Genomic DNA, 1,511 nt, shown 5'->3' with positions numbered 1-1,511 from the left:
GCCTGAGGCCTTGCGGACGCGCGACGGGATATATTCCCACCACGCCTGATTGGCGGCGACTCGCAGCGGCTGCGCGGGCTCGATCTTGCCGCCGTATTTAATGAAGCTTTGCCAGCCTTGCCACGAGAATTCGTGATTGTCGCCGATGCAGACGAACGGAAAATGCGCGCGGGCGTCCTGGATGTCGGGATCGTCAATATGTGCGCGATAGACATGACGGTAGCCGGCAAGGTTGGTCGGCACATGGAAATTACCCACTTTGCGGTCGTCAGGAATGCGGCCAAGATCATAGACCGTGCGCGAATAGCGGTGCGACACCTCGTCCGGATATTCGACGACTTCGTAGATGAAGTCGCCCAGATGGAGGACGAAGCCCAGCTTGCGGTCGGCGGGTGCGCGCTCGTCCTCCCAGATCATCCGGCGAAAAGCGTTCTGCGCGCCTTCGTTGACGCTGTTGCACGACACGAAGGCGAAGCGGACGGGGCGCGGGTCGCTGGCGCGCGGGGCGGTGATCGTACGCCCGACCCGGCTGCCGGCACCACTGTCGTCAGTGAAGCGGTACCAATAGGTCGTCGCCGGCAAAAGGCCGCCAACCAGCGCACGGCACGTCCAGTCGGCCGCCGCTAGTACCGGCGTGCGCGCCCTGGCAACGACGCTGCGGAAATCCGCATCTCGCGCCACTTCCACCGTCAGTGCATGCCGCTCGCCCTGGTCGAATGGCCGTCGAGTCCACAAGACTACGCTGTGATCGTCCGGATCGCCAGATGCGACTCCTTGGGGAAAAGACGCACGGTCCTCCCGCCATACGACTCGCGACGGCGCGGCAGCCAATCGCGTCGCCCACACGCCAATGATTCCTAGAGAAGCAGCGCTCGCCAGAAATTGCCGTCGATCCATCTCTCGCTCCCTATTGAGGGCTATAGTTTCATAACGCGCACTAGTTCGAAACCGACTCACCCTAGCAGTCACAAAAATCGCATGTAAAGCTATTCGTGACCAGGGTCCACTGCGGGGAAGTCAAGTACTAGCCGTGACGATTGCCCCCAAGATTGATTTTGGCGCTCTTCTCTCCGAAATTTCGGGCGGACTAAGGAATGCCTCCTGACAACCGTCCTGGGTTGCATTACTTTGGGGGTTTGGAAGACATCCAGGCCCCGATGGAGGGTGTTGCGTCCAAACGGAAACTCTTGTCCGGGCCACAGATTGCCTAAACGTGGCGAAAAGCTGCGGGAGCTTTTCGCCCATGCCACATTTGGGACTGTACCCATTTTTGTATCCAGATGGCTTCAAAAAGGTGGGCAAAACTGAACAATTGGGTACAGTTGAGCGGGTCGTCATGCCACATATAAGTGGCTTCTCTTGAGTAAGGTAAGGCAATAGCGACAAAGCCTGCCGTGGCTGGGAATCTAGCTGCTAACCGAAGGGTTGTAGGTTCGAGTCCTACCCGCGGAGCCATAAATCCCTAGACAACTAAGAATCTCTCTTCAGATGGCGAATCCGTCTGCTTGGTC

At 58.6% G+C, this 1,511-nt stretch carries 1 protein-coding gene; it reads right to left on the bottom strand.

All coding sequences use genetic code 11. The annotated features are described in order from the left end of the window. Positions 1-897: alkaline phosphatase D family protein (locus AB4043_RS25235; RefSeq protein WP_442308490.1), on the bottom strand; the 897-nt coding region annotated here is incomplete at its 3' end. Positions 898-1,511 lie beyond the last annotated feature (614 nt).

Origin of the sequence: Terriglobus sp. YAF25 (assembly GCF_052113305.1) — a bacterium.
In the GTDB taxonomy this organism is placed as follows: Bacteria; Acidobacteriota; Terriglobia; order Terriglobales; family Acidobacteriaceae; genus Terriglobus.
This window is presented reverse-complemented; position numbering and strand designations above follow the sequence as displayed.